Source organism: Flavobacterium okayamense, from assembly GCF_019702945.1.
In the GTDB taxonomy this organism is placed as follows: Bacteria; Bacteroidota; Bacteroidia; order Flavobacteriales; family Flavobacteriaceae; genus Flavobacterium; species Flavobacterium okayamense.
Genome location: NZ_AP024749.1, coordinates 778,725 through 805,576 on the forward strand (window position 1 = coordinate 778,725; position 26,852 = coordinate 805,576).

The following is a 26,852-nucleotide window of genomic DNA, read 5'->3' on the forward strand; positions in this document are numbered from 1 at the left end:
CTTTGAACTTTTGACTTTAAAAAAATGAAAGGAATAATATTAGCAGGAGGTTCAGGAACACGTTTACATCCGTTAACAATGGCTGTAAGTAAACAGTTGATGCCTATTTATGATAAACCTATGATTTATTATCCATTATCAACTTTGATGTGGGCTGGAATTCGTGAAATATTAATTATTTCAACACCTCAAGATTTACCTTTATTTGAAAAATTGTTAGGCGATGGTTCTAAATTAGGCTGTCGATTTGAATATGCAGTGCAGGAACATCCTAATGGTTTGGCAGAAGCTTTTATCATCGGAAATAAATTCGTAGGAAAGGATAAGGTAGCCCTTATTTTAGGAGATAATATTTTTTATGGAACCGGTTTAGCTGAGTTGTTACAATCGAATAATAATCCAGATGGTGGAATTGTTTATGCCTATCACGTTCATGATCCTGAGCGTTATGGAGTAGTTGATTTTGATAAAAATGGAAAAGTATTATCAATAGAAGAAAAGCCAATACAACCAAAATCAAATTTTGCAGTACCGGGAATTTATTTTTACGATAATTCGGTTTTAGAAATTGCTGCAAATATTAAACCAAGTCCCCGAGGCGAATTAGAAATTACTGACATAAATAAAGCGTATCTAGAACAAGGAAAATTACAAGTTTCTATTTTAGATAGAGGAACTGCATGGTTAGATACGGGAACATTTCAATCTTTAATGCAAGCTGGACAATTTGTTCAAGTAATTGAAGAAAGACAGGGATTAAAAATAGGTGCTATTGAAGAAGCTGCTTATAAAATGGGTTTCATTGATGCACAACAATTACAGAAACTAGCAGAACCGTTGTTGAAAAGCGGTTACGGAACACATTTGATGAGTTTGATTAAAGAATAATGAAGTTTACAGAAACTAAATTAAAAGGCTGTTTTATTTTGGAACCAAATGTTATTGGAGACAAACGTGGTTATTTCATGGAAAGTTTCAATGAGATAACTTTCAGTAAAGGAATTGGTCAAGAAATTCATTTTGTTCAAGACAACCAATCTTTTTCTTCAAAAGGTGTTTTAAGAGGATTGCATTATCAAACCGGCGAACATGCTCAAGCTAAATTAGTTCGAGTTTTACAAGGAGAAGTCCTGGATATTGCAGTCGATTTAAGACCAAACTCGCCAACATTTGGACAATATGAATCTATTATTTTATCTGCAGAAAACCAAAAACAATTTTTTGTTCCAAAAGGATTTGCTCACGGATTTTTAGTAATAAGCGAAACGGCAACTTTCTTTTATAAATGTGATAATTTCTATAATAAAGAAAGCGAAGGAGGAATTATTTATAATGACACTAGATTAAATATCGACTGGAATTTTCATGAATCCGAATTAATTATTTCAGAAAAAGATAAAGTATTGCCTTCACTAGAAAACGCTAAGAAAGTATGGTAGTTTTAGTCACTGGCGGCAATGGCCAACTAGGACAAGCTTTACAATCGGTTGTAGGTAACTATCCTTCAATCGATTTTGTGTTTTGTAATTCATCGGAATTAGACATTACAAATCTTGAACAATGTAGAGCAGTTTTTTATCAATTTAAGCCTAATTTTTGTATAAATACAGCAGCTTATACAGCTGTTGATAAAGCTGAAAGTGAACCTGAAATAGCTTTCGATATCAATACAAATGGCGCTGAAAACTTAGCTATAATTTGTAAAGAATTTGATACGATATTATTGCATATTTCAACTGATTTTGTTTTTGACGCTTATTTTGTAAATGGAAAAGCTTTTTATGATAGAGAACTTCGTTTGCCGTTAAAAAGTGAATTAGGATTATTAGAAACTGATGTACCTTTTCCAAGTGGCGTTTACGGTTTAACTAAACTACAAGGTGAACAGGTAATACAAAATATTTGGCAAAAACACGTTATTATTAGAACCTCGTGGGTATATTCGGAATTTGCAAATAATTTCATGAAAACCATGTTGCGATTAGCTTCTGAAAGAGATTCGTTATCAATTGTTAGTGACCAAATTGGAACCCCAACTTATGCAGTTGATTTAGCAAATGCATTATTAAAAATTATTATGTATTGTAATGATGAGTCTATTGAAGAAACTCATTACGGGATCTACAATTTTAGTAATGAGGGACAATGTTCTTGGTTTGAGTTTGCAGTTGAAATATTTGCTCAAAAGGGTATTTCTATAGATTTAAAGCCAATACCTACTTCCGCTTATCCAACACCTGCTAAAAGACCTAAATACAGTGTTTTAGATAAGTCAAAAATTAAGAAAGAGTTTCATATAGAAATCAAAAACTGGAAAGAAAGTCTAACTACTTGCTTGGGAAAAATTTAATATATGAAAAGAATTCTTCCATTATTTTTACTACACTTTTATTTCTTCTTTGCACAGGATAAAGATAAAAATGCAGTTTACTTAGATGCTCAGATATTTAGAGGAAATGTTCTAAAGCATGCTGATTATGTGGGTCATTTGGTAACAGGACATCCAGATGGTTTTTTACTAAGTTTGAACTGGAAAACTTCTGGAAAGAAAGAGTGGGAACAAGTATATAATTATCCAGATTATGGAATTTCGTATCATTATTTAGATTTTAAAAATCAATTTATTGGTGTAAATCATGCGATAGGGTTACATTATAATTTTTACTTTTTCAAGAGACATTTAATGTTCCGAATCTCACAAGGTGTTGGTATTACATCTAATCCTTATGATAAAGAAACTAATAACAAGAATAACGCTTTTGGTACAAAGTTTTTAGATAACAATTATTTTTTGTTGCAATATCAAAAGCAAAATTTAATTGGAAAAGTTGGTTTCCAAGCTGGTTTTATGTTAACACATTTCTCTAATGGAAGGTTTAAAGCACCAAATAGCGGTATTAATACCTATGCTTTTAACTTAGGTCTGAACTATAACTTTGAAGAAGAAGAAATTTTTAAAAATGATAGCTTGCCTGCTAATGAAACCTATAAAGAGCGAATAAAATATAATATTGCATTCAGAACCGGACGTTCTGAAGGGCCAGTAATCAATTTAGGTCAAAGACAATTTTATCATATTGGCTTATATGCAGATAAACGTATAGGACGAAAAAGCGCAATACAATTAGGAACAGATATTTTCTTTTCGAGATATTTAAGAGATTATATAAAATTTGTCTCAATTGCCTTTCCTAAAGAACATCCTGATTATGCAGATCCAGATACTGATTACAAGAGAATTGGACTTTTTGTTGGGCACGAATTATTTATTAACAAACTATCAGTTGAAACACAATTTGGATATTATATTTATAAGCCTTTTGACTATGAAATAGATGTTTATCAGCGTGTAGGATTAAAATATTATATTTATAAAAATTATTTTACCGGAGTTGGTTTAAAAACTCATGGAGGAAGAGCAGAAGCAATTGAAGCTACATTAGGAATAAGATTATAATGAAAAATTATTTTTACATATTACTTTTAGTTTTACTCACAAGTTGTGGTATTTCTGAAGATTGTTTAAAAGGAAATGGTAGTCCTACTACCTTAATTTTTCCGGTTGATAATTTTACTAAAGTAAAAGTGTATTCAGGAGTTGGATTAGTAGTTAAAGAAGGTCCATTATATGAAGTTAAAGTTGAAACAAGAGACAACATAAAAGACAACATAGAAGTTACATTAAATGGAGATATGCTAGTTGTAAAAGACAATTCAACATGTAATATAGCTAGAGATTATGGGGTAACGACTGTTTATGTAACTGCACCTAATATTCAAGAGATCCATAGTAAAACTGAACAAGAAATAAAAAGTGATGGAATCTTAAATTTTCCTGAATTAAAGCTATATTCAATTGGTGATGATGGAGATGGCGCAGGTACTGGAGATTTTTATATAAATTTAGATTGTAATTTTTTATATATAGAAAGTAATACGTTTGCAAATTACTATTTAAATGGAGAAACTAATGATATGAATGTTTTTTTTTCTTGGGGTGATGGCCGTTTTTATGGCGAAAATTTAAGTGTAAACAATGTTCTTTCTTTAACACACAGAGGTTCAAATGATATGATACTTTATCCATTAAAAAATATTGAGGGTGTAATTTATTCAAGTGGAAATGTGATTTTAAAAAATGAACCAATTGGCACTATAAATGTTCAGGAATTGTATAGCGGGAGACTAATTTTAGATTACTGATGGAATTAAATTCAAAAAAAAGAATTTCAATTAATGTAATTTCTTCAGTCTTGCAAGTTGGGTCGGTTGGAATTATTTATTTAATAGTATATAGAATCTTATTAGATAAAATTGGAATAGAACAGTTAGGAATTTGGTCACTTATTCTAGCAAGTACATCAGTAGCCAATTTAGCGAACTTTGGAATTACATCTGGTATAGTTAAGTTTGTTGCAGAATACTTTTCGAAAAATCAAATAAAAAAAATAGAAAAAGTAGTTTTCACTTCTTTTTTCTCGTTAACGATTTTTTTTATTTTAATTTCTCTAATAATTTATCCACTTAGTAAATATTTTTTAAAACATGTTGTTGACATTAAATATTATGAACTAGCTTTAAAAATAGTCCCTATTTCTTTATCATCATTAGTTATATCTTCAACATCTGGAGTATTTACTTCTGTTTTAGAAGGAATCCAAAAGAACTATATTAAAAATTTTTTAGTGACCACTTCTTCTATTGTTTTTCTTATAGGAGTGATTTTTTTAACTGATAAGTATGGATTAGAAGGTGTTGCATATTCACAGTTATTACAATCAACTTTTTTATTCTTAATTTCATACTTATTTGTTGCTTTTGAATTTAAAAGTTTTTTAATATTATTTTCAAATTGGAGTAAAGAAATATTTAAGCAAATAATGGGATTTAGTTTGAAATTTCAACTTATTTCAATGTTAGTTTTATTCTTTGACCCTATTACAAAAGCTTTTTTGGGAAAATTTGGAGGATTAACCTTTTTAGGGTATTATGAAATGGCGAACAAATTAGTTTATCAGGTAAGAGCGCTTGTAGTTAATGCAAATCAAGTAATGATTCCAGTATTAATTCATTCAGTCCATTCAAAAATAGATAATGCAAAGAATTTATATAATACTAATTTAAAATTAACATTTTTAATAAGTCTGCTTTTAATGGGTAGTCTTGTAATATTAACCCCCTTAATTTCTTTTCTTTGGATAGGAGAATTAAAGTCGGAGTTTATATATTGTGTTCCTTTGCTTACATTAGGTGTTTTTATTAACCTCGTTAGTTCACCTGCTTATTTTGCTTCTATTGCAGATGGGGATTTAAAAATACTCTTAAAAACACATATAATTTTGACTCTATTTAATGTTTTTTTAGGATATCTTTTAGGAAGTCTTTTTGAAGGAGGATTTATTATAGTTTTTACATCTACCTTTGCATTAGTTATAAGTTCTGCTTTTTTAATTTTTAATTTTAGTAAAAAAATTAAAAAGAAAAAAATACTTAGTTTAAACAATATAATTTCATTTATAATTGCCATTTTTTTATGTATTATTTCGTTCTTTTGCATGAATTGGATACTAAAATCAAAAATAGAGTTGGTTCTTGTAATACTAACGACTATAATTGTATTAGCATTTTTTTATTTCATTCTTTTAAGAATAGATAGAAAACTCATAAAAAAAATATTTTAAAAATCATGTCAAAATTATTTTATTCACAGTTTAATCAAGATGAAATTATAAATATATTATTAAACAATAAAAAAGATGGTTTTTTTATAGATATAGGCGCTTATGACGGAATAACTTTTTCAAATTCATTATTTTTTGAAAAGCATTGTAATTGGAAAGGAATTTGTTTTGAGCCAAACCCAATTAGCTTTAAAAAACTTGAAAAAATTAGAGATTCAATTTTAATTAATGGAGGAGTAAGTGATAAAAATTCAATATTAAAGTTTGAAAAACTATCAGGAAGTCAAGAGCTTGAAATGTTAAGTGGTTTTTCCGACTTTTTTAATGAAGAACATAAGCTAAGAATTAATAATGAATTAAATGAAGTAAAAAACAGTAGTCGCGAAACAATTTTAATAGAAACATTTTCTTTAAATAAAGTTTTACAAGATAACAATATAGAAAGAGTAGATTATTGTAGTATAGATACCGAAGGTGGAGAGTTTAATATATTAAAGACAATTGATTTTAATTCAATTTATATTTCTTCTTTGACAATAGAAAATAATTTTGATTCAAAAGAAGTTATTAAATATATGAATTCAAAAGGATTCAAATTTTTGTTTATTTGGAAATGTGATTTGTTTTTTATAAATCAAAATGAAAAAATTAATATAACAACCAAAATAAAATTAATAAAATATTACATAAATTTTCATTTTAAAAATACGGGATTGTTATACGATAGTTTAAAAAGATTGTACCAACTTTTTAATAGTAAATCATAGTATGATAAAAGTTATTAACGGATTATTCAATAGAATAGGAATTGATTTAAAAAGATATCCATCGATTGATTTAAGAAGAAGAATCCTTCTTTTGAATGAGTTTAAAATAAATTGTGTTTTAGACGTTGGTGCAAATTTTGGTCAATATGGAGAGGAATTAAGAAAAACAGGTTATAAAGGGAAGATTCATTCATATGAACCTTTGAGTTTTGCTTTTAACAAATTAAAAAAGAATTCTTCAAAAGATAAAAATTGGGAAATTAATAATTTTGCTTTAGGAGCAGATAACGAGAAAAGAAATATCAATATTTCTAAAAATTATTTTTCAAGCTCATTTTTCAACCAAAAAACAGAATTAATTACTCAGGCTACAAATTCCGAATTCTTTACAACTGAAGAGGTTGAAATTAAAACAATAGATTCTATTTTTACAAAGATTTATAATGAGAATCTAAACTATTATTTAAAGATAGATACCCAAGGGTTTGAAATGGAAGTGTTAAAAGGAGCAGAAAAATCTTTGGATAAAATAACTGGTGTACAATTAGAAATGTCTTTAAATCCTTCTTATGAGCAAGTTGTAATTTTTGATGAAATTTATGACTTTATGAAACAGAAAGGTTTTAAGTTATATTCCATTGAAAATGGTTTTTATAACCCAAAAACAGGTCAGTTAAATGAAATTGAAGGTATATTTTTTAGGGTTTAAAGATGAATACTCCACTTTTTTCAATTATTACAGCAACTTTTAACAGTGAAAAAACTTTAGAAAGAACTATAATTTCTGTTTTAAATCAAAGCTTTATAGATTTTGAATTTTTAATAATTGATGGAAATTCAAAAGACACAACAGTTGAAATTGTTAAAAAATATGTCCCAATTTTTAACGAAAAAGGAATTGTTTTTAAGTATATCTCTGAACCGGATAAAGGAATTTATGATGCTTGGAATAAAGGAGTAAATTTATCTAGAGGAAAATGGATAAGTTTTTTAGGTTCCGATGATTATTATTTAGAAAACGCTTTAGAAACATATAAAAATTCAACAAAAAGCAACTGTAATTATTTACACAGCAAAGTGCAATTGATTAATGAGAAAGGTGATAACCTCAGAATACTAGGAGGTGATAATTTTAGCAAATCAAAGTTTTTTAGAAACATGAATATTGCTCACGTAGGTTCATTTCACCACAAGTCTTTATTTGAGAATGAAAAATTTAGTTTAGCATATAAATCGGCAAGTGATTATTATTTTTTCTTAGTCAACTTCGACAAGTTGAAACCATTTTTTATTAATGAAATTACAGCTGTAATGCAATTTGGAGGAATTAGTACAAATGTAGATGCTGCTCTAAAAGAAGCAATGCAAGTTAAGATAGATTCAGATAGAAGAAATAAGTTTTTATGTTATTTAGACTTTGCTGTAGATCGATTTAAGCATTTTCTTTTGAAATATATTCGTAAAACTTAAAATAACTAAATACAAATAAATTAAAGAAGAATAATCCATAATGCCTATATAGAAAATCTTCTACAAAGAAAAGGGCAATACAGCTAAATAAAATTACATTTAAAAGAACATTCTTTATTTTTAGGCAATTTCTTATGATTGTAAATAGGTAAAAAAGAAATATTGAAAACCCTAATATTCCTGATCCTAAGAAAATATACACTAAGTAATTATGTGTTAGATAATCGTGATTTTCATAAAATTTAGAATCATAATTTGCTGCATAACATTCATTAAGTTCCGCTTGAATATTTGAAAACCCTACACCTCTAACATAATTTTGTTTTAGAATTTCAAACGAGCAATTAATAATACTTTTTCTAATATTAGTTGAATTGAAATACATGCCTTTAGGCGGATTATTAAAATCATTATAAGCTTCTATAAACCTCGATTTAATTCCAGGCAAGAAAATAAGTCCAGTAAAAAATACAGCAATAATTGGAACAAAATATCTTTTTTTTATAGAAATTCCCTTTGTAACAGTATAGATGATTGAAATAAACGAAATAACAATCATTAATCTTGAAGATAAAAGCAATATCATTATTAGAGAAAAAATGAAAGTAAAGAGATTCAAATACTTGAGTTCTTTTTTAAAGTAGAGTAAAGAATGTATGATACCAACATTTAAAAAAAGAGATAAATAAGTTGGATGAATCTTAAAAATAGCGATGCTATAAACATGTTTCCTAAAAACCGATTCATTATAGCTTTCATTAAAAAAATCTAAGAAAGTATGATTTAGTAAAAATGAAATGATGTAATAACTACTAACGAACAAACAAGAAAACTTAAAAATATAAATAAACTTTGTTTCTAGATTTTTAAAAACACTTGCTGGAATATTAAAAAAAACCAAAGGAAAAATAAGAAACATTAAAGATTTACTTACATTTTTCCAGTCCATTTCAGCATTTACAGCAAAGACATTGGTGCATAAAACAATAAAAAAAGGTAATGTGTAAATTAGATGATGTTTCTTTAAAAGAATTTTTTCTTTAGCAGTTGAAAGGTAAACAATAGTTACAATTGTAGTGGCAATCAAAAAAATTGAAGAAATATTTTCTTTAAATAAAGGGAAAGTAAATAAACACCCTATTAAAAAAGTCATTATAAGTATTAGCTTATCTTTCTTCATGAAGCACATCATTAATTTTTACTATAAAGGAATCTAAAACCGCTTTATCAGAGAAGTTGTTCTTAACAAATTCGCGAGCTTGCGCACCCATATTAGATGATTTCTCAGCATTATTTTTTAAAGAAATCACTTTTTCATAAACCTCTTTTACATTATTACTAGCAATATAATAACCTCCACTAGAATTACTTAATATATTGTTGACTTCAGAATTTTTATTACCAGTTATAATTGAAGGCTTTGCACTTGCCATCATCCCTAGTAATTTTGAAGGCATAACGGAATCAATAACATCGCTTTTTTGAAATAAAAAATGACAATCTGCCGTACAAAGTAGGTTTGATAAATCACTATAAGGAACTACATCTTTAAATTTTACAAATTCAAAATTAGAAGCTCTTTCTCTTAATGTATTATAATAGCCACCGTTTCCTACAATGGTAATATTTAAATCATCTTCAGGTTTTATAAGTTTACAAAATTCTATAAAAAAGTCCCAATCTTGTTTTTCACCTATATTTCCCGAATATAAAAGATTATATTTATTAGAATTAAAATAAGGATGATGTTGCGAAGTAGTCGGATTTATGTTATCTATTGAAACCCAGTTTGGAAAATAAAAAACTTCTTTAGGATTTGATTTTTCATAAATTTTTTGAATCATAGAGGTACTTATCGAACTTATTATATCTGCCGAATTTAAAAGCAAACTTTCTGTTTTCAAAAGAATTTTAAAAAACAAACTTTTGAAAAAAGAATTTTTAGTTCCAATACCAGAATCTATTAATAAATCAAATTCAAAATCTTGTATATGAATCCAAAATTTTGTTTTGTTAAAGTAAGAATAAAATTTACCTATAATAGAATTTGTTGTGTAAGGTACAACACTTATAATTAAATCACTTTTTTTAAGCTTAAATAAGTTTATAAACAACCCAAAATTAAAACTAAGAATCATTAAAATTCTGCCCAACAAATTTACTTTTTTTGGGACAAATTGCTTAAAGCGAATAATTTTTATTTCATTATTAGTTTCTGTATAAAATGCCTTTTTTTCTTTATAATCAGTGTTAATTTCCCATTGAGGATAATAGGGAAACCCTGTCAAAACAGTAACTTCAAAACCATTAGATTTTAAATAGTCAGCAAATTGAGTCGTATAAAGGCCAATAGCCGTGTCTTCCGGATAATAATTTGCAGTAATAATGGTTATCTTCTTAGACATTTATCTAAATTTTAATTCAAAAATACTAATTAATGAACTACTAAGAATCTTTTGACTAAATCTTCTATACTATATATTATTTAAGTTGTTGTAAAACATAGAAAATCAGATGTTTAAAAAATAAAAAAAAAAACAACTTGAAATGAAAAAGTAATATATTTGCATCATAAAATTCAACAAAAAATGAAAAAATTAATTTTAGTATTTTTAACAGCTTTAACACTATTTTCTTGTGGAAAAGAGAAAAATGATAGTGAAAACAACACTCAAGAACAAAATGTTGAAATAGCTGAACCCAAAAAAGAAATTACAGTTATTTTAGACGCAATTTATGAAAAAAATGACACTGTTAAGCTTTATGTTTATGATAAAAACGATAATGTTCGTTTAGATAAAGAAGTAAAATCTGCAGTTGTAGGTTCTCCTATGAATCAAAGAATTGAATTAAAATTACCTGAAGATATTGATGCTTATAATATTGCAATTGGATTTAGTTCTAATAAATCGCAAGAATACTTTACTTTAAAAAGTATAACTATGATTATTAACGAAAAAGAGGTAATTTCACCAATTGACTACCTTTCTTATTTCGCAAACAATGATCAAATGGTTATGGATGTTGCAACAGGTAAACACCAATTATTGCATGATAAAGATTACCCACCAGCTTTTGGAGGTAACGAACAAATGAAAGCAGTTTTAGAAGACTAAAAATTTTATATATAGTTAAAAAAACAGAACCCAATAGGTTCTGTTTTTTTATAGATTTATTTTGTTATACAAGTCTAACCAAAGTTTACCTTTTTGGTCCCAGCTATAATTTTCATACACAAATTTTTGGAGTAGATTACCTCTTTCGATTCTTTCAATATCATTCCAATTTAAGCTTTCTTGTAAGGCATTTTTAATTTCTTCAATTTTTGGGTTAATAAGGGTTCCACCCATTTTTCCAAATTCTTGCTTCAATCCTGTTTGATGTGTCGTAATAACAGGGGCTTTACAGGCTGAAGCTTCTAAATTAACCATTCCTATAACTTCTGAATATGAAGGCACAACTACAGCTCTAGCATTAGTTATTAAATTATATTTTTCTTGGTTAAAAATAGGACCTAAAAACTCAACATTACTATCTAAACCTAATTTAGTTACTAGTTGTTTGAGTACAATTGTATAATCATTTTCTGGACCAACAATTTTCAGCTTTCTGTCTCTATTATTTATTTCAGCAAAAGCATAAATTAATAATTCTAAACCTTTTATCTTATCAGGCCTTCCTATAAAAAGAAAATAATCTTCTTTTGGTTCGTAATTTAAATCTTTAGGAATAGTTGAAAAATCAATTAAGTTTGGAATTTCTACAATATTTTTATGTTGGGTAAGTTTATATACATTGTCTTTTTCAATAGGTGTTATACAATGTAAAAATTCAGCGTTTTTTATTATTTTATTCAAAATAAGCTGTAAATACAATTTCTTTTTTAAACTATTCTTTGCTAGAACTCTTGGTTCTAACATTCCATGTGGACTTAGAACGTATGGAATTTTATTTTTTATAGCTATTTCCGAACTAACAAATTGTGTATAGGAATAAGTACCATGAAGATGGAAAGTACTAGAAGTATTATGTAACTTACTTAAATATTTTTTAATTTCTTTTTGATAAAACCAAGGTTTAGTTGTTTCAAAATGGATAAAATTATCAGTTTCTTCTTTTAAATTAGTTATAATATTTGAGGGTTGATGATTTTGATTCAAATAATTATTAAGAAGTAATAAAATAGTTCTTACCCCTCCACTGTTAAAAGAAACGTTTTCAGATATGTGATAAATTTTCTTCATTTTTAAACAACAATGATTTAGAATATGAGAAATAAAAAATTATTAGGAAGAAAAATAATTCTGGAGGGAAATAATGTCCATCTCTAAACAATTTTAATAAGATATAAACTCCTATACTTTGTTCTACAATTAACGATTTATCTTTAAAACTTTTAGTAATTAAATAAATAACAAATATAGTTACCAATAAGCCTATAATTCCAAACTCTGAAAGTAATCTTACAAACAATGAAGCTGCATCTTTAGAATTGATATCATCTAATTCTAATCTATATAAATAGTTAGGTGTTCGCATCAATTTTTTATATCGATCATGATACATATAATAATGACTTCCAATACCACTACCTAATGGGTGTTCAATAAAATTTTCTTTTGCTATGTAAAAATTGCTTAGTAACGCATAGGTACTAATATTAGTAGTTTCGTCAAACTTACCAGTATCTAAAACTTTTAAAGAGTTATAAGTATCATCAAATCTCATTTTTACTTTTTCATTATTGGAATATACCCAATAAAAAACGGCTATAACAAATGGAATAACTCCTACGGCATATTTAATTCTTTTGAGATTTATATTTGGCAAAATAAATATAAGTGCACAACCAATATAAGCTATAGAAGATTCAGTTAAAATAAGCGATAAAAAAATAGTAAAAAAAGAAGTGTATTGTTTTCTTTTAAAAAAATAATAACAAGCCGGTAAAACTAGTAAAGCGTAGTGAGCCGGTTCAGTAAGGAAACTGCTAAAACGTGGATCAGGATTTACATTTAAATTTATTCCTAAAAAAAAAGCAGGAAAGCCTATAATAGCTGTAAATAATGAATATTTAGTATAAATATCATAAACTTCTTCCTTTGTAAAAAGTTTTAAAACATTGTAAAAATAGGTACAGGATATTGCAATTCCAAAAATTTGCGATAACATAAAATTAGGAGGAATGCCTATCCATAAATAAGCGATACTACTATGAAAAAATAGGAAAGCCAAAAGAGTAATTAAAAAACTATTTATGGTTACTTTTTTATATTTAAATAGTAGGATTAAGTTGATGAATAAAATGAAATAAAACAGTTTTAGGTCAATTATAAATCTATATTTGAAAGCTTCAGTAAAAATTGCAAATACTGAAGAGTGTAATAAATATTTATTTAAGTTTATTTTCAAACTTTACTAATCAATTTAGTGTTTAAAATTATTAGCTGTAAAAGTAAGTATAAAAATTAATGTTTAATAAGTACATTTATACAAAATATAATTAGATTGGGACTATTTTTATATTTAAATAAACATACTTAAGTTTGTAATCACAATTTAATGAAGATGATATATCAGGATCTAAGTACATTTAGTGTTCCTAAAGAATTTAGAGGAGGGAGTAAGATTAAAGTTCAATTATGGGGAATAGTAGAATTTTTATTTTTTCGACCATCTCTTCAGTTTATGTATGGTTTTAGAAATTTTTTACTGCGATTATTTGGAGCTAAAATTGGCAAGAATGTTCTAATTAGGTCAAGTGTAAAAATAACTTATCCCTGGAAATTAGAAATTGGAGATAATTCTTGGATCGGTGAAGATTGTTATATTTATAATTTAGCATCAATTAAAATAGGATCTAATGTTTCTATTGCCCATAGAAATTTTTTTAATACTGGAGGGCATGACTATAAAAAAACAACTTTTGATATTTTTGCAAAACCAATTGTAATTGAAGATGAGGTTTGGGTTACAAGTGAGGTATATGTATCGCCTGGAGTAACAATTGCAAAAGGAGCAGTTATTGGAGTTAGAAGTGTAGTTTTTAATAATGTTCCAGAAGGTACATTATGTTATGGTAATCCAGCAAAAGTTGTCAAAAAAAGAAATGAATAAAAAACAAAAAGTTTTCATAACTGGAGGCTCAGGCTTTATTGGTTCAAATTTAATCAGACATTTTTTTAATATGGGTTTTGATGTTATTAATTATGACATTAAAGAGCCTATAGATAAATTACATAAAGATAAGTGGGTAAAAGGTGATATTTTAGATTTTAATAAATTAAATGATTCAGTTCAAGAATTTAATCCTGATTATGTTATTCATTTTGCTGCTAGGACTGATTTAGACGAAAATAAAAATATTATAGGATACGATTCTAATATTAATGGTGTAAAAAATATAGTTAGAATAATAAATAACAATAAGAATATAAAAAAGACCATTTATGCCTCAAGTAGAATGGTATGTAAAATTGATTACGTTCCTAAAAATTATCATGATTATTGCCCCCCAAATCTTTATGGTGAGAGCAAAATGATTGGTGAAAAAATTGTCAGAGAATTAGCAAATCATGATTATGTTATTGTTAGACCTACTTCAATTTGGGGTCCATTTTTTCATATTCCATATAGAACTTTTTTTGATACAATAAAAAAAGGAAAATTCTTTTTACCAAAAGGACATAACCCTAAAAAATCATTTGGATTTGTTTATAATTCTGTTTTTCAAATTGAAAAAATTTTATTTTCAGATAAAATCAATGATGAGAAAACAATTTACCTTACTGATTACCCCCCAATTGAATTAAAAACGTGGTCTGATTTAATTTCAAGAAGAATTAATAATAATAAAACAAGAGAAATACCAGTCTTTATTTTAAAGTTTATTGCATCTATTGGAGATATTTTTTCAAAGTTAGGATGGAAAAGTGTTCCACTTACAACTTTTAGATATAATAATATGATAACTAATATGGTATATGACACCTCTGAATTAGAAACTATTTGCGGACAACTTCCTTATAATTTAGAAGAAGGTGTAAATATTACTGTGGATTGGATGGAAAGTAATTAAATAAAAAAAGGCTAGAATTTTCTAGCCTTTTTTGTTTTTTTATGTAAACATTTCAAAATTATTTTCAACAACCCAATCTAAAGTTTTTTCAATGCCATGTTGCAAGTTTACTTTATGTTTCCACCCTAAGTTATTAATCTTAGAAACATCTAATAATTTTCTTGGCGTGCCATCAGGTTTTGTAGCATCAAAAACTAATTCACCTTCAAAACCAACTGTTTTTTTAATAGTTTCTGCTAGTTCTTTAATAGTAACATCTTCACCAGTACCTATATTTACCGTTTCAGCATCATTGTAGTTTTGCATTAAGAAAACACATGCCTCTGCTAAATCATCTACAAATAAAAATTCGCGCATAGGTGTTCCAGAACCCCAAACAACAACTTCTGAAGCATTGTTTTGTTTCGCTTCAATGAACTTACGAAGTAAAGCGGGTAATACGTGCGAGTTTTGTAAATTAAAATTATCGTTTATACCATACAAGTTAGTTGGCATAGCCGATATAAAATTACAACCGTATTGCTTTTTGTAAAACTCACACATTTTTAATCCAGAAATTTTTGCAATAGCATACGCTTCATTAGTAGGTTCTAAAGCTCCTGTAAGTAAATACTCTTCTTTTAAAGGTTGTGGAGCAAATTTTGGATAAATACACGAACTTCCTAAGAAAAATAATTTTTCAACTTTGTTTAAATAGGCAGCATGAATCACATTATTTTGAATCATCATGTTGTCATATATAAATTCAGCCGGATAGGTATTATTTGCATGAATTCCACCAACTTTTGCAGCGGCTAAGAAAACATATTCTGGTTTTTCCGTTTCGAAAAATTCAAAAACGGCTTGTTGGTTTCTTAAATCAAGTTCCTTAGAACTTTTAGTAATGATGTTTGTAAATCCGTTTTGTTCTAAGTTACGAACAATGGCAGAACCTACCATTCCTCTTGAGCCAGCAACAAATATTTTAGCTGTTTTTAGCATACTCTTGGTAATTTTACGTATTCTAAATCATGCTTCATCATAATTTTTACTAATTCTTCAATTGAAGTTTTACTTGGATTCCATCCTAGAACAGTTTTTGCTTTAGTAGGGTCACCTAATAAAGTTTCAACTTCAGCAGGACGATAGTAGTTTTCATCTACTTCAATTAATATATTTCCTGTAGCTTTACAATATCCTTTTTCATTTTCAGCTTCACCTTTCCATTCAATTTCAATACCAGCTTCTCTAAACGCCAATTCACAGAAATAGCGAACAGAATATTGTACACCTGTTGCAATTACAAAATCTTCAGGTGTATCTTGTTGTAACATCAACCACATACATTCTACATAATCTTTTGCATAACCCCAATCGCGAAGCGCATCTAGATTTCCTAAGTATAATTTTTCTTGGATTCCATGTTTAATACGGGAAGCGGCTAATGTGATTTTTCTGGTAACGAAAGTTTCACCTCTACGCTCTGATTCGTGATTGAATAAAATTCCGTTTACGGCATACATATTATAAGACTCACGGTAATTTTTAGTAATCCAATAGGCATACATTTTTGCTACTCCGTAAGGAGATCTTGGATAAAATGGCGTTGTTTCTTTTTGTGGAATTTCTTGAACTTTACCATATAATTCAGATGTTGATGCTTGGTAAATTCTTGTCGTTTCTGTTAGTCCACAAATACGAATAGCCTCTAACAAACGTAAGGTTCCAACAGCATCAGTTTCAGCTGTGTATTCTGGCATATCAAAAGAGACTTTAACATGTGATTGTGCCGCTAAGTTATAAATCTCATCAGGGCGAATTTGTTGAACTAAACGAATTAAATTCGTTGAATCCGTCATGTCACCATAATGTAATTTTATTTTTTTCTCTTTATGTAAATCTAATAATAAACCTTCTATATAGAGATGTTCAATTCTTTCTGTATTAAATGTAGAACTTCTTCTAATAATTCCGTGAACATCATATCCTTTTTCTAGTAAGAGTTCTGCAAGATAAGAACCATCTTGCCCATTTATTCCAGTGATTAATGCTACTTTCATTTTATATTTAAATATTATGAGGCTACAAATATAACTTTTAGATATTTAAAATGTAATTATAATAATGTAAAAAATACTTAAATTGCACAATATTGTATTAAAAATATGCTGAATAGTATTTTTCTGTTTTTACAAAATCAAAGTAAATTAAGCTTAATAGTTATTTTTTTAGCTATTTCGATTTTTTTACCAATTCCTGCAAGTAATTTAGCTGCGCTGATAGGTTTTGTATATACTATTATCTTTTTCAAAAAACCAATATGTTGGAATTTACTTTTACTTTTACCTATCTTATTGTTTATTTGGATTTTTGGATCATACTTTTGGAGTATTCAACCAAAAATAACACTGAATTCAATACCGAGAACAGTTTTTTTATTAATAATCCCCTTATTGTTTTTAGTATTCAATAATAATATAAAGAATTTTAAAGAATCTGTACTAAAAACATATTCATATGCGGCTGTTATTTTTTCATTAGTTTTCTTAATAAGAGCACTCATTAGATTTTTTCTGTATAATAATACTTCAGTTTTTTTCAGTCATGGAGAATATAATTTAGACACAGGAATAGTTCCAAAAGAGTTGAATGCTATTCACGTATCTGTTTTTATAGCGATTGCATATTTTTATTTTATAACCAAAAAAGAAAAGTTTAAACATGAAAAAATTGTAATGCTAATTCTATTACTTTTCTTAGTGTTATTATCCTCTACAAATGTTTTGATAATTTCATTTATATTGAGCTTAGTTTATTATTTTTTTTATTCAAAATTTGCAAACAAACTGCGTTTAAGAAACAGTATTCTTGTATTGACAATTTTTATTTCTTTTTTGTTTTATAAAAAAATTAAAGCATTTGTTGAACTAGAATTTAAAAATAATACAGAGAAGGGAATAGGGCATAATGTGATTTCAAAATCAGATAATTTTGAAAATAAAATTACAATGTATGAAGCGTGGAATAATAAAACTTTTTCACCAAAAGATTTTTTTCCTGGAACAGCTTTTAGAGTTTATCAATTTAGAGTGTTTTTAGAATTATTTGAAGAAAACTCTATTTTTTGGAAAGGATTCGGATTTAATGCATCTAACATTAAAATTGAACAGAAAGGAGTTGAACACAATATTTATCTTGGTGATGCTAATCATGAAGGTTATCAAAAGAAAAATTTCCACAATCAATATCTCCAAATTTTTGCCGAATTAGGCTTTATTGGCTTTTTACTTTTAATGCTTATTTTGTTCTTTTCTCTAAAAACTGCATTTAATGCAAAAGATTTTATTCACATTTCTTTCACATTTCTAATGATAAGTTTATTTTTGACGGAATCATTTTTATGGAGACAAAGAGGGATAGTTTTTTTTACTGTTTTCTTTTGTTTATTTACTACTTCAAATACTAAGAAAAATCTAAAATGAAAAGAATATTAATAACAGGTGCTGCTGGATTTTTAGGGTCTCATTTATGTGACCGTTTTATCGCTGAAGGATACTATGTAATAGGAATGGATAATCTTATTACTGGGGATTTAAAAAATATTGAACACTTATTTAAAGATAAAAATTTTGAATTTTATCATCATGATGTAACAAAGTTTGTGCATGTGCCTGGTAAATTAGATTATATCTTACACTTTGCTTCACCAGCTAGCCCAATAGATTATTTAAAAATCCCTATTCAAACTTTAAAAGTAGGAGCGATGGGAACTCATAATTTATTAGGATTGGCTAGAGTTAAAAAAGCGCGAATTTTAATTGCATCGACATCTGAAGTTTATGGCGATCCTTTAATTCATCCTCAAACAGAAGAATATTATGGTAATGTGAACACAATTGGACCGAGGGGCGTTTATGACGAGGCAAAACGTTATCAAGAAGCCATCACAATGGCTTACCATACTTTTCATGGTTTAGAAACAAGAATTTTAAGAATATTTAACACCTATGGACCAAGAATGCGACTTAATGATGGTCGTGTAATTCCTGCATTTATTGGTCAAGCTTTAAGAGGTGAAGATTTAACAGTTTTTGGTGATGGAAGCCAAACACGTTCGTTTTGTTATGTTGACGATCAAGTAGAAGGAATATGGAGACTTTTGCATTCAGATTATCATTTTCCAGTTAATATTGGAAATCCTGATGAGATAACTATAAAAGATTTTGCTGAAGAAATAATTAAATTAACGGGTACAGATCAGAAAATCATATATAAACCTTTACCTAAAGATGACCCAATGCAACGTCAACCTAATATCGACAAAGCAAAAGAAATTTTGGGATGGGAACCAAAAGTAGGAAGGGCTGAAGGTATGCGATTAACTTATGAATATTTTAAATCGTTATCTCCTGAAGAATTGGCTAAGGAAGAACATAAAGATTTTACTAAATTCATAAATTAGAATAAGTTTGTCACCAAAAGTAGGTAGATATTCAGGTTATATAAGACCTTTTTCTTACGCTTTAGATTTATTAATAATCAATAGCGTTGCGTATTTTTTTCTACCTAACGAAATAAATACATTGAGCTTTCACTTATTTAATTCTTTAACATGGATTATATTGGCGTGGAACCTTGCTTTTTATGAAGTTTATCGATTCACAAAAGAATTTCAAATTTTAGGTAAACTTTTTAGACAATATTTATTATTTTTAATTTTTAACTTCGCTTATTTAGGCTTTTTTTATAAATTTTCGGAGCCTTCTCAGATGATAAAGTATATATCTTTATCATTAGTTTTAGTTGCATTCGAAAAATTTTCTATTTATTATTTATTAAGAACGGTTAGAGTAACTTTTGGGGGAAATTATAGGAGAGTTGTAATTGTTGGAGCAGGAAAAGACATAAAACAATTAGTTAATTTTTTTAATGAAAATCCTGATTATGGATATAAATTAGAAAAGGTTTTTGATTCAAAAGTTGAAAAGAAAAATGATTTCAAAGATGTTTTTGAATATTTAACCCTTAATAAAATTGATGAGGTTTATTGTTCTTTAGTAAGTATTTCTAATCTGGATCTCACAAAATTTGTAGACTACACAGATAATAATCTAAAAAAACTAAAGCTTTTACCTGATAATACAAGCGTTCTTTCTAGAAACTTAATTTTAGATTATTATGGAATTATTCCTATAGTATCTTTGAGAAATATTCAATTAGATAAAACTACAAATCAAATAATTAAAAGAACGTTTGATATTTTATTTTCGCTATTAATAATAATTTTTATTTTGTCTTGGCTAACTCCATTAATGGCAATACTTATTAAGTTGGAATCCAAAGGGCCTGTTTTTTTTAAGCAAAAAAGAAATGGCTTAAATTACGAGGAATTTTATTGTTATAAATTTAGATCGATGCGTTTAAACCCAATTGCCGATCTTGAGCAGGTTCAAAAAAACGATCCAAGAGTAACTAGAACAGGAGCATTTATGCGCAAGACGAGTATTGATGAATTACCTCAATTTTTTAATGTTCTTCTAGGTGACATGTCTGTGGTTGGACCAAGACCACATATGGTTAGTCATACAGAAATGTATGCTAAAAGCGTAGATAAATTTATGGTTAGGCATTTTATAAAACCAGGAATCACTGGTTTAGCTCAAACAAGTGGGTATAGAGGAGAAGTTGAGAATGAAAAAGATATTATAAATAGAGTAAAATACGATATTTTTTACCTGGAAAACTGGTCAATTTTACTTGATATAAAAATAGTTGTTTTAACAATCTTAAACGCTTTAAGAGGTGAAGAAAAAGCCTACTAATGAATAAATTAGTTTCCATAATAACACCAACTTTTAATTCTGAAAAGTTCATTTTAAGTACAATTAATTCCGTTTTAAATCAAACGTATACAAATTGGGAGTTGATTTTGGTGGATGATTGTTCTACAGATTCAACTTGGGAACTAATCAATACTATTAAAGATTCTAGAATAAAATGTTTTAAACTTGACTTAAATTCTGGACCCGGAATAGCTCGAAATTTTGCAATCCAAAAAGCACAAGGAAATTACATTGCCTTTCTTGATTCAGATGATTTATGGAAACCAGAAAAACTATTTTTACAATTGCAGTTTATGAAAGAAGAGAACCTTCCAATGACTTTTTCTTTTTATGAACAAATTGACGGAGAAGGTGAAAAATTACATAAACTAATTACTTCTCCATTAGAAGTTTCTTATGAACAATTGTATTACTGTAATTGGATTGGAAATTTAACTGGCATTTACTCCGTGGATTTTTATGGCAAAATTCCTATTTCAAGTATAAAAAAACGTCAGGATTGGATATTGTGGCTAACTTTAGTAAAGAAAATTGGAAGAGTAAAACCGGTTTCAGAAAGTTTAGCGTTCTATCGCGTACGAAAAGACTCTGTTTCATCGTCTAAACTAAAATTGATTAAATATAATTACTCGGTTTATAGAGATTTTCATGGTAATAATATGCTAAAAGCGATACTTAATACTGCCTTGTTTTTAGCAAATCAAATATTGATTAAGCCACATTTTACAAAAAAAAACTAACTATAAATCTGATTGAAATTGTTTCAATTTTCCTCTAGCAGTTCTTTTTAAAACGTCTTTTCTATAATAAGAAAAAGTAAGTCCGGGCTCTAAATATTTTGAAATAGCTTTTTCGATTTCATCAATTTGTTGTTGAGTTAATTCACTTTCACTTACATAATCTATTTCAAAAGAATCTAATGTTTTCTGACGCACAATAAATTCCTTTACATTACCATCATCTTCAATTATGCTTTTAGTTACGTAATAAAAGGTTAATCCTGGCGATTTTTTCCCACTTGGTAAAATAGCAATATCGCTAGTTCTTCCTACTAATTTTTTAAGAATTGGTTTTTTCCAACAACTTTTCTCGTCTAAAATTCCAACATCTCCTATTTCATAACGAATAAATGGATGTGCTTTGTTATAAAGTGAAGTAATTACTACTTTTCCTTCTTTACCATTTTCAACAGGTTGATTGCTTTCGTCTAAAATCTCAATAAACAGCGTTTCGGCATTAACTTGCCATTCATCATTTGGGTTTTGAAAAGCAATTAAATCTAATTCTGATGCTCCGTATTCATTCACAACAGGAATACCTAAATGTTTTTCCAATAAAATTTTATCTTCTTCAAATAACATTTCAGAGGTAACCATACAAACTTTTAATGTCGGACAAATATCAGTTAAAACAATGTTTCTAGCCTGAAGGTATTTGCCGAAAAGGACAATTGAACTTGTGTAGCCATTGATATAATCAAACTTCTTGGTTTTAAAATGTTCTAAAACGCTTTCTAGAATTTTATCTGATAAATCGAAGATTGGAAAACGATACCTTCTACTAAGAAAATCTTTAAATCGTTCTTTATAATAACCCACTCTATCTAATGGAATTCCATAAAAACGAGCTTGGTACGACGAATTAAAATCAATACCATACCAACCAAATCTATAAATGTTTGACGCCCAAGTTAAAGCATGAGTATATTTATCTTTTGCAAAAACAAAAGGATCTCCACTAGAACCTGATGTTTTATTTACGAAAACTTTTTTTTCAGAATACTCTTTTGATAGTCTTTGAGCTAATGGTTTTTGAAGATTTTTTTTAGTTAAAACGGGTAAATTTTCCCATTTTTCAAATAACGAAGAACCAACGATTTCTCGATAGAAAGGGTTGTTTTGTAAGTGATATTCAACAATTTCTTTTCGTTTTTTTTCAATATAATCTTGATAGTCTTTTTCGGGAACACCTAAAATTTGTTCAAACTCTTTTTGGGCTTTGCGAATATCAAAACCATTAATTTTTAAACTTAAATCGAAAAGCTTGAACATGTAAATTCTTTTATCCAAAAATATAAAAACTGAACTAACGCACCACTTTTTTTTACCAATAAATAAAAGTATTTTTGCACTTAAATAACAACACAACAACATGAATATACTTCTTTTAGGTTCGGGAGGACGCGAACATGCTTTAGCATGGAAAATGTTACAAAGTGAAAAATGCTCAAAATTAATTGTAGCACCCGGAAATGCAGGAACATCCCAAATTGCAAAAAACGTAGTTATTAATCCTAATGATTTTAATGCTGTGAAACAATTAGTTTTAGCAGAACAAATCGATATGGTTGTGGTTGGTCCTGAAGATCCTTTAGTAAATGGGGTTTATGATTTTTTTAAAAATGATGCCGAATTAGTTTCAATTCCGGTAATTGGACCTTCAAAATACGGAGCACAATTAGAAGGAAGTAAAGAATTTGCGAAAGAATTTTTGGTAAAGCACAACATTCCAACCGCTCGTTATGAAAGTTTTACAGCCGAAACAGTTGAAAAAGGATATGCTTTTTTGGAAACTCTAAAAGCTCCTTATGTATTAAAAGCAGATGGTTTAGCAGCAGGAAAAGGCGTTTTAATTTTAAATGATTTAGCAGAAGCAAAAGCAGAATTAAAAAACATGTTAGTTGATGCTAAGTTTGGTTCAGCAAGTGCTAAAGTTGTTATTGAAGAATTCTTAAGCGGAATTGAATTAAGCTGTTTCGTTTTAACAGATGGTAAATCATATAAAATTTTACCAACAGCTAAAGATTACAAAAGAATTGGAGAAGGTGATACAGGTTTAAACACAGGGGGAATGGGAGCTGTTTCTCCAGTTCCGTTTGCAACAACTGAATTCCTATCTAAAATTGAAGAAAGAGTTGTAAAACCTACGGTTGCTGGTTTACAAAAAGATACTATTGATTATAAAGGATTTGTGTTCATTGGTTTAATTAAAGTGGGAGATGATCCATTTGTAATTGAGTATAATGTTCGTATGGGCGACCCAGAAACTGAAGTTGTAATGCCAAGGTTAAAAACGGACTTAGTCGAAATTTTTGAAGCCATGGCAAAACAAGAATTAGAGAAAATTTCAATAGAAATTGATGAAAGAGCTGCTACCACAATTATGATGGTGTCTGGCGGGTATCCTGAAGATTATGAAAAAGGAAAAGTAATTACTGGAATTGAAACTGTAAAAGATTCAATTGTTTTTCATGCAGGGACAAGTTTAAAAGAAAATAAAGTAGTAACAAATGGCGGGCGTGTTTTAGCTGTTACGTCATATGGTGCTAATTATCAAGAAGCGATTTCAAAATCGTACCAAAGTATAGAAAAAATTAGTTTCGAGAAAAGGTACTTTAGAAAAGATATTGGTTTTGATTTATAAAAAATGTAAATCGATAATACATAAAAAAAGCGCAAATTTAATTTGCGCTTTTTTTATGTTCTATTAAAACTATTTTAAAAATGAATGAGCGGTAGTGTTGTCATCATCTTCATTGTTGTTTTTAAAGATGTTTAATTGCTTTAACCAGTATAACATAGCAACACAACAAACGATAATTAAAATCCAATTAATTGTGTTTGCTGCCCACCAATTTGTTAATTCTAACTCTCTTAAAGCATCAAATGGTAAAAATAATATATCAACAAAAAGTGATTGTATTGCTTCAAAAAATGATTTCATCTTGATAAAGTGTTATATTTACAGCACAAAAATATAAAAATATCCTAATGATAACCAATATTTTTGAGAAAACTCGTCCATTAAATTACTTAATTCTAGCAATCGCATTATTGGTTTGCTTTTGTTTATACTTTTATTCTAATGGATTACTTAATGATGGTTGGTCTTCTTTAGGTTATGGAGCTTTGTATTTTGTAATTTCTGTAAGCTCATTAGCTCTAATTAATTTCATAACTTTAAAGAACACCTTAACCAAAAACAACAACTTTTCTGTACTGTTGTTTTTTCTGTTTATTCTTTTTTCCCCAAAGATATTTAGTAATGGAGAAATCTTGCTTTCTAATTTCTTTCTTTTATTGGCTTTACGAAGATTAATTTCATTAAAATCGATGAAAGAACCAAAAGAGAAACTTTTCGATGCTTCATTTTGGATTTTTATAGCTGCATTATTTCATTTTTGGAGTATTGTTTATATACTTTTGGTTTTTATCTCAATAATATTACACGTTTCTAGAGATTTTAAAAATTGGCTAATTCCTTTTATTGCTCTTTTTTCAGTAGTGGTATTATTTTTTGGAGTTAATCTGTATTTCGATAAAAGTTTAACTCAATATTTATTTGCACAGTCTTATTTAAGCTTCGATTTTACTTATTTTGAGACAGTTTATCAAAATATTGCATTAGCTTTATTTGCATCAATTTCATTATTGTTTTTTATAAGTATGATTTTAACAATAAACACCAAAGCACTTAACTTACAATCATCATATAAAAAAGTCCTTTTTTCATTTGTTTTAGGAGTTACAATTTATATTCTTTCTGCAAATAAGGATAATAGCTGTCTTATGTTTTGTTTTGCTCCACTGGCTATAATGGGAGGAAATTTTATAGAAGGACTTCAAAACAAATTATTAAAAGAAATTGTTTTAGATGTTATTATACTTTTAGGTGTTTTCTTTTTCGTAATGTCTTTATAATTTACTTCCGTAAGCTAAATCACCAGCATCACCTAAACCAGGAACAATATATTTTTTTTCATTGAGTTTTTCATCTAAAGCAGCAACCCATAAATGACAATTTTCTGGAAGATTTTCTTCAAGAAAAGCAATTCCTTCTGGAGCAGCAATTACAACTGCAATATGAATTTCTTTTGGTTTTTGTTCCAAATGCAATTGATTTAAAACAGCTACTAACGATTGACCAGTAGCTAACATTGGGTCGATTAAAATTAAGTTTTTACCTTCAAATGATGGAGCTGCTTGGTATTCAACCAAAATATCAAATTTATCATCGTTGTCGTAATGATGACGATAAGCCGAAACAAATCCGTTTTCTGCATCGTCAAAAAAATTCATAAAACCTTGGTGTAAAGCTAAACCAGCTCTAAGTATAGAACACAAAACAACAGGTTCAGCAATTGTGGTAGTTTTTTTTATTCCTAGTGGCGTTTGAACGTCAATATTTTTATAATCTAAAGTCTTACTTAATTCATAAGCCATAATTTCACCTATGCGTTCTATATTTTTACGAAAACGCATACTATCTTTTTGAATATGAATATCTCTTAATTGAGTTAAAAAATGATTCAAAATGCTGTTTTCTTCTGATATATAGTGTATGTGCATAGCTTTTATTTTTTATTTCAGGTTAAAAGTACAAAAAAACCTTATTTTTGTAGAAATTAAAAAGATTAATATCATGTTTGCTGAATTTGCTTTCCCAATTTTTGAACAAAGTATAAAAGATTATCACATTATTGACGATGTGTACCAACCTGTGAAAAATCCTTATGAAAAAGGAACAATTGAATATTTACTATATGCAAAAAATTGGGTAGATACTGTGCAATGGCATTATGAAGATATTATTCGTGATCCACAAATCGATCCAGTTGCGGCTTTAGATTTAAAACGTAAGATTGATGCTTCGAACCAGGTCCGAACAGATATGGTGGAGTATATTGATAGTTATTTTCTTCAAAAATACAAAGACGTTCAAGTAAAGTCTGATGCAAAAATTAACACAGAAAGTCCAGCTTGGGCTATTGACCGTTTGTCAATTTTAGCATTAAAAATTTACCACATGAACGAAGAAGCGACTCGTGTTGAAGCTACGGCTGAACATAGAGCGAAATGTCAAGAAAAATTAAATGTATTGCTAGAACAAAAGCAAGATATGTTTACTTCAATTTCTCAATTAATTCAAGATATTGAAGCAGGCGACAAATACATGAAAGTGTATAAACAAATGAAAATGTACAACGATGAGGAACTAAACCCAGTGTTGTATCAAAATAAAAAATAGTCATCAT

General features: G+C 28.0%; 28 protein-coding genes. 19 read left to right on the forward strand and 9 right to left on the reverse strand.

Features of this window, described 5'->3' with window-relative positions; genetic code table 11:
• Positions 1–24 precede the first annotated feature (24 nt).
• From rfbA to KK2020170_RS03555, 9 genes are read left to right on the forward strand one after another with little or no spacing between them, the layout of a single operon-like run.
• Entirely contained in the window at positions 25–888 is an 864-nt protein-coding gene (gene rfbA, locus KK2020170_RS03515; protein WP_221259426.1) for a glucose-1-phosphate thymidylyltransferase RfbA, read from the forward strand.
• Positions 888–1,439 carry a dTDP-4-dehydrorhamnose 3,5-epimerase gene (gene rfbC, locus KK2020170_RS03520; RefSeq protein WP_221259427.1) on the forward strand — a complete coding sequence of 184 codons (552 nt, stop codon included), beginning with the start codon at positions 888–890 and terminating at the stop codon, positions 1,437–1,439. Before rfbA ends, rfbC begins: the two co-directional genes overlap by 1 nt.
• A complete protein-coding gene (gene rfbD / locus KK2020170_RS03525; RefSeq protein WP_221259428.1) occupies positions 1,433–2,350 on the forward strand; it encodes a dTDP-4-dehydrorhamnose reductase in 918 nt (305 codons plus the stop codon). The genes rfbC and rfbD overlap by 7 nt, the downstream gene beginning before the upstream one ends.
• 3 nt (positions 2,351–2,353) lie before the next feature.
• Positions 2,354–3,457 carry an acyloxyacyl hydrolase gene (locus KK2020170_RS03530; RefSeq protein WP_221259429.1) on the forward strand — a complete coding sequence of 368 codons (1,104 nt, stop codon included), beginning with the start codon at positions 2,354–2,356 and terminating at the stop codon, positions 3,455–3,457.
• On the forward strand, positions 3,457–4,203 hold the full coding sequence (locus KK2020170_RS03535; protein ID WP_221259430.1) for a head GIN domain-containing protein: 747 nt from the start codon (positions 3,457–3,459) through the stop codon (positions 4,201–4,203). Before KK2020170_RS03530 ends, KK2020170_RS03535 begins: the two co-directional genes overlap by 1 nt.
• Positions 4,203–5,681 (forward strand): oligosaccharide flippase family protein, encoded by a 1,479-nt coding sequence (locus KK2020170_RS03540; RefSeq protein ID WP_221259431.1) that lies wholly within the window; start codon positions 4,203–4,205, stop codon positions 5,679–5,681. Before KK2020170_RS03535 ends, KK2020170_RS03540 begins: the two co-directional genes overlap by 1 nt.
• A 5-nt stretch (positions 5,682–5,686) precedes the next feature.
• Positions 5,687–6,448 (forward strand): FkbM family methyltransferase, encoded by a 762-nt coding sequence (locus KK2020170_RS03545; RefSeq protein WP_221259432.1) that lies wholly within the window; start codon positions 5,687–5,689, stop codon positions 6,446–6,448.
• A gap of 1 nt (position 6,449) precedes the next feature.
• Entirely contained in the window at positions 6,450–7,157 is a 708-nt protein-coding gene (locus tag KK2020170_RS03550; protein ID WP_221259433.1) for an FkbM family methyltransferase, read from the forward strand.
• Positions 7,158–7,159: 2 nt separating this feature from the next.
• Positions 7,160–7,918 carry a glycosyltransferase family 2 protein gene (locus KK2020170_RS03555; RefSeq protein WP_221259434.1) on the forward strand — a complete coding sequence of 253 codons (759 nt, stop codon included), beginning with the start codon at positions 7,160–7,162 and terminating at the stop codon, positions 7,916–7,918.
• On the opposite strand, the gene KK2020170_RS03560 is transcribed toward KK2020170_RS03555, so the two are convergent.
• Together KK2020170_RS03560 and KK2020170_RS03565 are read right to left on the reverse strand one after the other, a co-directional pair.
• The gene (locus KK2020170_RS03560; RefSeq protein WP_221259435.1) at positions 7,881–9,098 is read right to left on the reverse strand and encodes an O-antigen ligase family protein; all 1,218 of its coding nucleotides are present in this window, start codon (positions 9,096–9,098) and stop codon (positions 7,881–7,883) included. The genes KK2020170_RS03555 and KK2020170_RS03560 overlap by 38 nt on opposite strands.
• The gene (locus tag KK2020170_RS03565) at positions 9,085–10,323 is read right to left on the reverse strand and encodes a glycosyltransferase family 4 protein (protein ID WP_221259436.1); all 1,239 of its coding nucleotides are present in this window, start codon (positions 10,321–10,323) and stop codon (positions 9,085–9,087) included. Before KK2020170_RS03565 ends, KK2020170_RS03560 begins: the two co-directional genes overlap by 14 nt.
• Positions 10,324–10,506: 183 nt before the next feature.
• On the opposite strand from KK2020170_RS03565, the gene KK2020170_RS03570 reads away from it, so the two are divergent.
• The gene (locus tag KK2020170_RS03570) at positions 10,507–11,034 is read left to right on the forward strand and encodes a hypothetical protein (protein ID WP_221259437.1); all 528 of its coding nucleotides are present in this window, start codon (positions 10,507–10,509) and stop codon (positions 11,032–11,034) included.
• 48 nt (positions 11,035–11,082) lie between these two features.
• On the opposite strand, the gene KK2020170_RS03575 is transcribed toward KK2020170_RS03570, so the two are convergent.
• Complete coding sequence (locus tag KK2020170_RS03575) at positions 11,083–12,162, reverse strand: glycosyltransferase (protein ID WP_221259438.1); 1,080 nt, start codon at positions 12,160–12,162, stop codon at positions 11,083–11,085.
• On the reverse strand, positions 12,137–13,153 hold the full coding sequence (locus KK2020170_RS03580; protein ID WP_221259439.1) for an O-antigen ligase family protein: 1,017 nt from the start codon (positions 13,151–13,153) through the stop codon (positions 12,137–12,139). Before KK2020170_RS03580 ends, KK2020170_RS03575 begins: the two co-directional genes overlap by 26 nt.
• A 333-nt stretch (positions 13,154–13,486) precedes the next feature.
• Between KK2020170_RS03580 and KK2020170_RS03585 the strand changes: the two genes are divergently transcribed.
• Positions 13,487–14,035, forward strand: a complete 549-nt coding sequence (locus KK2020170_RS03585; protein WP_221259440.1) for a WcaF family extracellular polysaccharide biosynthesis acetyltransferase — start codon at positions 13,487–13,489, stop codon at positions 14,033–14,035.
• Entirely contained in the window at positions 14,028–14,996 is a 969-nt protein-coding gene (locus KK2020170_RS03590) for an NAD-dependent epimerase/dehydratase family protein (RefSeq protein WP_221259441.1), read from the forward strand. The genes KK2020170_RS03585 and KK2020170_RS03590 overlap by 8 nt, the downstream gene beginning before the upstream one ends.
• A gap of 39 nt (positions 14,997–15,035) precedes the next feature.
• Here KK2020170_RS03590 and fcl read toward each other — a convergent pair whose 3' ends face one another.
• A complete protein-coding gene (gene fcl, locus KK2020170_RS03595; RefSeq protein ID WP_221259442.1) occupies positions 15,036–15,977 on the reverse strand; it encodes a GDP-L-fucose synthase in 942 nt (313 codons plus the stop codon).
• Positions 15,971–17,035 (reverse strand): GDP-mannose 4,6-dehydratase, encoded by a 1,065-nt coding sequence (gene gmd, locus KK2020170_RS03600; protein WP_221259443.1) that lies wholly within the window; start codon positions 17,033–17,035, stop codon positions 15,971–15,973. The genes fcl and gmd overlap by 7 nt, the downstream gene beginning before the upstream one ends.
• Positions 17,036–17,428: 393 nt before the next feature.
• Between gmd and KK2020170_RS03605 the strand changes: the two genes are divergently transcribed.
• From KK2020170_RS03605 to KK2020170_RS03620, 4 genes are all read left to right on the forward strand, one after another.
• Complete coding sequence (locus KK2020170_RS03605; protein ID WP_221259444.1) at positions 17,429–18,457, forward strand: O-antigen ligase family protein; 1,029 nt, start codon at positions 17,429–17,431, stop codon at positions 18,455–18,457.
• Positions 18,454–19,437, forward strand: coding sequence for a UDP-glucuronic acid decarboxylase family protein (locus KK2020170_RS03610; RefSeq protein WP_221259445.1), 984 nt, complete (start codon positions 18,454–18,456; stop codon positions 19,435–19,437). Before KK2020170_RS03605 ends, KK2020170_RS03610 begins: the two co-directional genes overlap by 4 nt.
• A gap of 76 nt (positions 19,438–19,513) precedes the next feature.
• The gene (locus KK2020170_RS03615) at positions 19,514–20,797 is read left to right on the forward strand and encodes an exopolysaccharide biosynthesis polyprenyl glycosylphosphotransferase (RefSeq protein ID WP_390641516.1); all 1,284 of its coding nucleotides are present in this window, start codon (positions 19,514–19,516) and stop codon (positions 20,795–20,797) included.
• Positions 20,797–21,558, forward strand: a complete 762-nt coding sequence (locus tag KK2020170_RS03620; protein ID WP_221259447.1) for a glycosyltransferase family 2 protein — start codon at positions 20,797–20,799, stop codon at positions 21,556–21,558. Before KK2020170_RS03615 ends, KK2020170_RS03620 begins: the two co-directional genes overlap by 1 nt.
• On the opposite strand, the gene KK2020170_RS03625 is transcribed toward KK2020170_RS03620, so the two are convergent.
• The gene (locus tag KK2020170_RS03625) at positions 21,559–22,869 is read right to left on the reverse strand and encodes a phenylacetate--CoA ligase family protein (protein ID WP_221259448.1); all 1,311 of its coding nucleotides are present in this window, start codon (positions 22,867–22,869) and stop codon (positions 21,559–21,561) included.
• A gap of 100 nt (positions 22,870–22,969) precedes the next feature.
• On the opposite strand from KK2020170_RS03625, the gene purD reads away from it, so the two are divergent.
• Positions 22,970–24,241 (forward strand): phosphoribosylamine--glycine ligase, encoded by a 1,272-nt coding sequence (gene purD, locus KK2020170_RS03630; protein ID WP_221259449.1) that lies wholly within the window; start codon positions 22,970–22,972, stop codon positions 24,239–24,241.
• A gap of 69 nt (positions 24,242–24,310) precedes the next feature.
• Here purD and KK2020170_RS03635 read toward each other — a convergent pair whose 3' ends face one another.
• The gene (locus tag KK2020170_RS03635) at positions 24,311–24,541 is read right to left on the reverse strand and encodes a DUF6341 family protein (RefSeq protein WP_221259450.1); all 231 of its coding nucleotides are present in this window, start codon (positions 24,539–24,541) and stop codon (positions 24,311–24,313) included.
• 47 nt (positions 24,542–24,588) lie between these two features.
• On the opposite strand from KK2020170_RS03635, the gene KK2020170_RS03640 reads away from it, so the two are divergent.
• Positions 24,589–25,518, forward strand: a complete 930-nt coding sequence (locus KK2020170_RS03640; RefSeq protein ID WP_221259451.1) for a DUF6427 family protein — start codon at positions 24,589–24,591, stop codon at positions 25,516–25,518.
• On the opposite strand, the gene upp is transcribed toward KK2020170_RS03640, so the two are convergent.
• Entirely contained in the window at positions 25,513–26,166 is a 654-nt protein-coding gene (gene upp / locus KK2020170_RS03645; RefSeq protein ID WP_221259452.1) for a uracil phosphoribosyltransferase, read from the reverse strand. The two genes, KK2020170_RS03640 and upp, sit on opposite strands and share 6 nt — an antisense overlap.
• A 73-nt stretch (positions 26,167–26,239) precedes the next feature.
• On the opposite strand from upp, the gene KK2020170_RS03650 reads away from it, so the two are divergent.
• The gene (locus KK2020170_RS03650) at positions 26,240–26,845 is read left to right on the forward strand and encodes a DUF4254 domain-containing protein (protein WP_221259453.1); all 606 of its coding nucleotides are present in this window, start codon (positions 26,240–26,242) and stop codon (positions 26,843–26,845) included.
• Positions 26,846–26,852 lie beyond the last annotated feature (7 nt).